Source organism: Variovorax sp. P4_B11 (genome assembly GCF_056402355.1).
On record NZ_JBFUHO010000127.1, the window covers coordinates 1 to 6,679 of the forward strand.

Consider the following 6,679-nt stretch of genomic DNA (forward strand, 5'->3'; position numbering starts at 1 on the left):
AGCGCCATGCAGTAGTACGCCCCCGCCACGGCCGGAAAGCTGCGCACGCGTTGCGAATTGCAGCCGTGGGCGTCGAGCACCGCATTCACCACCTCGGCCGGCACCACCCGCGCCAGCAGGCTGGCGCTCAGAAAGTCAGCCAGCCTGGCTCCGCTGCCCAGGACCGCCTTGGTTCTCGCCATGCTCGACTCCGTCGTTGCGACGGCAGTCATTTTACATCAAATTTCTCTATCCGAACAGTATTGGGTCAACACCAGCGCACAGAAGTACCTCGAGTTGGCACAGAAGACTTTTGGAGGTGCGCCCGCGTCCGAGGCCCAGGCCGACCTGATCCGAAGTCTCACGGAAAACTATTCGACCTTCGCGCGAGAACACGCCGAAGCCCTCATGGGGATGGCCGCTGAAGCACAGGCCCAGATGTCTCAGCAGGTGGCGGACGCTTCGAAGATGGTGAACCCGACAGGTTCCCGCTAAGGCTTGTCGCAAGCTACGGCGGCAGCGTCTTCTTCTCGATCAACCCCGTCAATAGCGCGAGTTGCTGCTTCTGGATCTCCAGCAACTCTTCCCATTGCCGCTCGCGCAATTGATCGATCTTTTCGTGCAGCAGCATGATCTCCAGTTCGGCCTTGAGGTTGACCTCGTAGTCGTGCTCTGCATGGATCCGGTCCTTTTCGGATTGCCGGTTCTGCGACATCAGGATGATTGGCGCCTGCACCGCCGCCAGCATCGAAAGAAACAGATTGAGCAAGATGAACGGGTAGGGGTCGAAGGTCGTGCCGCGGGTTGCCAGGAGCAAGGCATTGAGCGCGACCCACAGCAGCATGGTCGCGCCGAAGAGCCCGACGAAGGGCCAGGAGCCGCCGAAGGAAGCGACCGCGTCTGCCGCGCGTTGGCCGAATGACTGTCCGCGATCAGCATCTTGCGCGACATTGCGCGAAACATGCGTTCGCTCAGCGACGTGTCGCGCGATGCGCTTCGTTCGCTCGTCGAGGGCGTCGTAGCGCGAACCCAGCAGCTTGGTTGCGATTTCTTCCGGTCGATGCATGTCTCAGCCTCCTGTTCGTCGGGTCGGAGTCCAAAACGCCTACGCCGACTGGGGCGTCCTCATCTGCTCCTGTGCCGTGCGCAGTAGACACCATTCCGACACGCACGCGTCGAAGAGAGCGATGTTCTCTGCGACTTCCGCTCGCAGCCATTGCCTGGCGCCTTCCTGCGCGTTGATGTCGGACGCGAACCATGCCGCCCGCGCGTCCTCGCACGCAGGCGGCGCCGAGGCACCCCAGACCTGGGCGAAGATCGACAGGGTTTCATCTGCAGGAAGATCCGCCCAGATGATTCCCAACCCCGAGAGCGCATCTCGACGCTCGCTCAGGTCGACGTCGCTGCGGAAGTGGCCGTTGTCTTCCGCGATGGTGGCGCTCAGCCCGCCGGCCAGGAGGACGTGCAGCAATTCGCCGGCATCGGCGTGGCGAATCCATTGCTCCGCTCGCCGAACCAACTGTGCCGCTGCGTTATTCCTCTTCGCACGAAGGCCTCGATCCGGGCAGTCGTCGGTGTTGCCGTCACGTGGGCTCGGAAACGCCGTCCAATTCCCCGAGTATTCCGTCCACTTTGATTCCCGGACCGATCGATCAGGAGTCGACTCCGAGGCGGCCGCGTAGAACGCCGGGAGCTTGCCGCCACAACCAGCGCAGAATTTGGCCTCGTCGCGATTGACGGTGCGACAGAGCCTGCATACCACCACAGGCTGGTCGCTCTGGAACCGCATCCTCAACATGCCGGCGAAACCCGCGAAGGCGTCGATGGAAAGAGGGCTACCCTGGCGAAGGTCGGGCTTCGGCATGAAATCCTTACGCCCTTTTGTAAGGCGGCGCCGGGGCGCTGTCTGTACGGCAACGCACATCGCGCCCGATGCGCGACCCATGCCGCTTTCCCCGTCTAGATGGCGGTCTTGCGCGGAAGGAGCCTGTCGTACTCCTTCTTGACCACTGCATAGCACTCGCAGGAGCGCCGCTCCAGCCCTTGCCGATCCAACACGGAGATGTGGCCACGCGCATAGCTGATCAGACCGACCTTCTGAAGCTTGAGTGCCCCTTCGGTGACGCCTTCGCGGCGCACACCGAGCATGTTGGCGATCAGTTCCTGCGTCATCACGAGTTCATTCCCCTGCAGCCGGTCCAGGCTCAGCAGCAGCCAGCGGCACAGTTGCTGATCCAGCGAGTGGTGCCGGTTGCAGACCGCCGTTTGCGCCATCTGCGTGATCAACGCCTGGGTGTAGCGCAACAGCAGGTGAAGGACGGGTGCCCGGTTGAACTCCTCCTTGATCACCTGTGCCTTGAGCCGGAAGCCATGGCCGGCGCTTTGCACGACCGCACGGCTGGGGGTGGACTCTCCGCCCATGAACAGCGAGATGCCAACGACGCCTTCGTTGCCGACCACGGCGATCTCCGCCGAAGCTCCGTTCTCCATGACGTACAACAAGGAGACGATGGCGGTTGTCGGAAAGTACACGTGGCTCAACGTGGTGCCCGACTCATACAGCACCTGACCCAGCGGCATCTCGACCGCCTCCAACTGAGGCAGCCAGCGCTGCCATTCGGCATCGGGCAATGCGCCGAGCAGGCGGTTTCCTCTCGGTTCGGGCTGAAGGGCCATCGCTTCCTCCGCATATTGGCTTTGAGGATGACCTGGGGCATGCTCGTGTGCACACCCCTCTTGCCATTGTAGGCACTTGAGCCGAAAACCATGTCCGCTATCGCACAAACGAGCCGTTCGGTGGCGCACAGACAAGAATCTTGCATCGGCTCATGCTGCAAATCGACAGTCATCCGGCGCTGGTAGAGGTTGCTTCGGCGCCCTCCCGTCATGGGAGATTCCTCGATGCCGGGACTGTCCCCAATTCCTTTGACGCAGGCACCAGGCCATCCGGGAAACCGAATCCGGAGCATAGTGACGCTGCCGCTGCGAGTCGTCAGTGCACAGCGGACATCCGGCTTATCAGCCATGCGCTGCCTTGCGCAAGGCCATGCGTCGCCGACAAGGGTGTCGACCGCGTGCGCAGTCCGGGCGAAGCGGCGGGCTCCAGGCCGAACAAGCGGCACATAAGCGTGCCACGGAGGCGCAACAGGCCTGCAGGGCTGCGAAGACAACGCGCGCGGCGGGCGGCCGTTAGAGGCGCACTTCGACGCGCGTGGGTGACGCGCCGCCTTCCGGCTCAACGAAGGCCACCACGCCGCCCTCCACCCGCCGGAACGCCAAATCGAATCGACTTGCGCCTACGGAAATGCTGCCGATGTTCAGCGAATCGATGCCGACGGGCAGCCGGGGCCTGTTGATGAGCATGCAGTCAGCCTGTGCGTCGATTTCCACCCCCAGGCACGCCTGCAGCAGCATGAACACCGATCCAGCAGCCCAGGCCTGCGGGAGACAGGCTACCGGATAGGCGATGGGCGATTCGCCCGGCGAACGCTTGAATCCGCAAAACAACTCGGGCAGGCGCAGCCCGAAGAACGCGGCGGCCTCGAACAGGTTGTTCAGCAGATGGACCGCGCCATCGCGGTCGCCATACCGCGCCACCCCCGCGGCGCAAAGTGCCACGTCGTGCGGCCAGACAGAACCGTTGTGATAGGACATCGGGTTGAAGCGCGCCATGTTCGAAGGCAGCGTGCGCACGCCCCACCCGGAATCAAAAGCGCCCGAAAGAAGATGCCGAGCCACGATGCGGCCACGTTGGAGCGAAGGGAGGCCGCTGAACAGGAGGTGGCCGGCGTTGGAAGCGCGCACGCGGCAAGGGCTGCCCTTGCCGTCAAGCGCGATCGCATAGAACTCGAGATCGTCCTGCCAGAAGGCTTGCTCCACCCGAGCCGCCAGGGACGACGCAGACTTGCTCCACCGTTCAGAAGCAAGGTCATCGCCACGACGGGTTGCCAGCGACGCCATGCCACGCAATGCCGCATACGTGTAGCCCTGTACCTCCACCAAGGCGATCGGTCCAACCGGCGAGCTGCCGTCTTCGTGGAACACGGAGTCGTGGCTGTCCTTCCAACCCTGGTTGGCGAGCCCGGTGGCCTCTCCGCGTGCGTAGCTTAGGAAGCCGCCATGGCGTGCCACGTTGCCCTCGATCCACGTCATTGCCGCCACCAGTGCGCTCCATATGCCATTGATGAATTCGAAGTCTCCGGTGTGCTGGGCATAGGCTGCGGCGAGCATTACGAACAACGGGGTGGTGTCGACGCCGCCGTAGTACTTGCCGAAGGGCAATTCATTGACAGCTGCCATCTCACCCTTGCGCGTCTCGTGCATGATCTTGCCCGGCTCGGCGTCCCGGAAGGTCGACGTCTCGAGCGCCTGGTGAGCCGCCAGGAAAGAAAGCACCCCACGCGCAAGGGCCGGATCGATCCAGAGCGTTTGCATCGCCGTGATCACCGCATCGCGGCCGAAGGGCGTCGAAAACCATGGAATGCCGGCGTAGGGATACGGGCCGGTGGGCAATTCGGTGGTCAGCAACGCGAGGTCGGCCTCGGACTTGTCGATCCATGCCTGGAACAACCGATTCGATACACGCAGCCGCGCACCACGGCGGCGGTGCAGCCGCAGGATGCAGCGTGCCTGCGCCGCGGCATCACGGTAGCTCTGGCGCGACGGCAGGGTCTGCGCGGTCCCGACCTCGACATACAACGTCCAGCGTGCGCGTCTGGCTAGAAACACCTCGAATTCGGCGTGATCTTCGGTCAAGCGTTGCGGCACCTCGGAAAACGACACCACGACGCTGCGCCATACGGCGTCGAGACCCTGATAGCGCAATGCGACGCCGCGGTCATCGACTTGCGCGTCGGCGGGATCGCCGCGCTTGTTCCGGCTATGGCCTCGCACCTCGAACATGTCCCGGAAGTCGGCTGCGTAAAGCAGTTGGATCGGCACGCGCGCCGCCTCGTCGCTGTAGTTGGCAAGGGAAATGCGTTCATACACGCGGGCGTCCCACAGAAAGCGCCGCCGTTCCAGATGTATCACGCCCTCGGGCATCGAGGTTTCACCCAGCGGCGGCAACGGGTGGTTGGTCATGTTGGCCGTGAAGAAGGCGTTGTCCTGGCTCACCGCGCTCGAAAGGAGCGCCGGCTGGAGCCCGTCCATCAGCAGGCGGAAAGTCGACAAGAGGCGGGTGTCATTGTGGAAGAGGCCGTCACCCTCTCCGGTGACATCGCCAAACGCATCGGCGACCAGGAAGGTGTCGCCTTCCTTCAAGACGAAAAGCCGCTGCCCGGAGCGCGCAGGCGGGGCGGGCCATGCATCTTCCTGCGTCACCGTGGATTTTTCTGTTGCCGCGCTCAAGGCACCGCTCCTTCAGGTCCAGGTCTCTTCATGCCGCCTCGCCTTCGAGCAGCGCGGCTCGGCTGTCGCGCGCGAGCTGCCAGTAGAGTTGCGCGTAGTGCTGCGCCATTGCTTGCGCCGTGAAACGTTCTTCGAATACGGCACGTACCCGCGCGCGCGGCAGACGCCGCACGGCTTCGACGGCCTCGGCCGCTTGCGCGACGTCGCCCACGATGTAACCCGTCACGCCGGGGTCGACGATCTCGGGCACCGATCCACGGCGCCAGGCAATCACCGGCGTGCCGCAAGCCATCGCCTCGATCATCACCAGGCCGAACGGTTCGGGCCAATCGATTGGGAATAGCAGCGCGCGCGCGTCGCCGAGGAACTGGCTCTTGTGCTCATCGTCGATCTCCCCGAGAAATTCGACCAAAGGGTGGTCAAGCAGCGGGCGAATCTCACGCTCGAAATACCCGCGATCGACGTTGTCGACTTTCGCGGCGATGCGGAGCGGAACGCCCGACACTTTCGCGATCTCGATGGCGCGGTCCGGTCGCTTCTCAGGCGAAATGCGACCGAGGAAAGCCAGGTAGTCGCCGCGCGCCGAATCGCTGAACCGACAGCTGTCTGCGGCTATGCCGTGGTGCACGGTCGCGTACCAGTTGCCATCGGGCAGCGGCTTGCGTTGGTTGTCCGAAATAGACACGAGCGGATACTTCTTCCATCGGCGGTAGGTATCGGGCAGGTCGGCGATGTCGAGCCGGCCGTGCAGTGTCGTCAAAGTACGCCCGGCGAGATGCTCGAACAACGGAAAGTGCAACATGTCAATGTGGAAATGCAGCACGTCGAACTCGTCGGCCATGCGCCGTACCTCATCCAGCATCGACAAGTGGCTCGCGAGGTCGGATTTGAGCACGGCAGGGTCCAGCCGGATCGCCTGCCTGCGCGTCGCCACGAGCGTGGCTCTCGTTCGCGCCTCGCCGGACGAGAATAGGGTGACTTGATGGCCTTGGTCCACAAGCGCGTCGGTCAGGTGAGCGACCACCCTTTCGGTCCCCCCGTACAGGTAGGGCGGCACCGCTTCGTAGAGCGGTGCGACCTGAGCAATTTTCATGGCTGCTCTCCTAGTCTTACTGTGTCACAAGAGTAGCTTTGCGCTTGCCTTGCCGCAGCAAGGGCACTGCCCGAGGCGAGCGATGAGTAGATAGCTCAGGCTGAGTCGCAGTGTCGTGATCGAATGGTCCACGTGGCGCTGCGCGCGCAGGACTGCCGCGGGGGATGTAATTCGCGGGAAACGCAGGCACTTGGCGTTCGATGAAGTTTTTTTTACCGCCGACTGGCTTGTCGGCGATCAGGCGTTCGGCCATCAGGA

General features: G+C 63.4%; 7 protein-coding genes and 1 pseudogene. 1 reads left to right on the plus strand and 7 read right to left on the minus strand.

Annotated features, from left to right (window positions below; translation table 11 throughout):
- On the minus strand, positions 1-182 hold a 182-nt coding region (locus AC1DYD_RS40895; protein ID WP_478178195.1), incomplete at its 3' end, for a transposase domain-containing protein.
- Here AC1DYD_RS40895 and AC1DYD_RS40900 point away from each other — a divergent pair.
- Positions 181-474: a hypothetical protein gene (locus AC1DYD_RS40900; protein WP_478178418.1), complete on the plus strand. Its 294-nt coding sequence runs from the start codon at positions 181-183 to the stop codon at positions 472-474. The genes AC1DYD_RS40895 and AC1DYD_RS40900 overlap by 2 nt on opposite strands.
- 13 nt (positions 475-487) lie before the next feature.
- On the opposite strand, the gene AC1DYD_RS40905 is transcribed toward AC1DYD_RS40900, so the two are convergent.
- The 6 genes and pseudogenes from AC1DYD_RS40905 to AC1DYD_RS40930 form a co-directional block, all read right to left on the minus strand.
- Positions 488-1,045, minus strand: a complete 558-nt coding sequence (locus AC1DYD_RS40905) for a DUF1003 domain-containing protein (protein ID WP_478178419.1) — start codon at positions 1,043-1,045, stop codon at positions 488-490.
- Between the two features lie 39 nt (positions 1,046-1,084).
- The gene (locus AC1DYD_RS40910; protein WP_478178420.1) at positions 1,085-1,843 is read right to left on the minus strand and encodes a hypothetical protein; all 759 of its coding nucleotides are present in this window, start codon (positions 1,841-1,843) and stop codon (positions 1,085-1,087) included.
- A gap of 95 nt (positions 1,844-1,938) precedes the next feature.
- Positions 1,939-2,655: a Crp/Fnr family transcriptional regulator gene (locus AC1DYD_RS40915; protein WP_478178421.1), complete on the minus strand. Its 717-nt coding sequence runs from the start codon at positions 2,653-2,655 to the stop codon at positions 1,939-1,941.
- 513 nt (positions 2,656-3,168) lie between these two features.
- Positions 3,169-5,328, minus strand: coding sequence for an amylo-alpha-1,6-glucosidase (locus AC1DYD_RS40920; protein WP_478178422.1), 2,160 nt, complete (start codon positions 5,326-5,328; stop codon positions 3,169-3,171).
- A 28-nt stretch (positions 5,329-5,356) separates the two neighbouring features.
- Complete coding sequence (locus AC1DYD_RS40925) at positions 5,357-6,421, minus strand: glycosyltransferase family 4 protein (protein WP_478178423.1); 1,065 nt, start codon at positions 6,419-6,421, stop codon at positions 5,357-5,359.
- Positions 6,422-6,437: 16 nt separating this feature from the next.
- Positions 6,438-6,679: pseudogene (locus AC1DYD_RS40930) on the minus strand (IS701 family transposase); the annotation flags it as partial.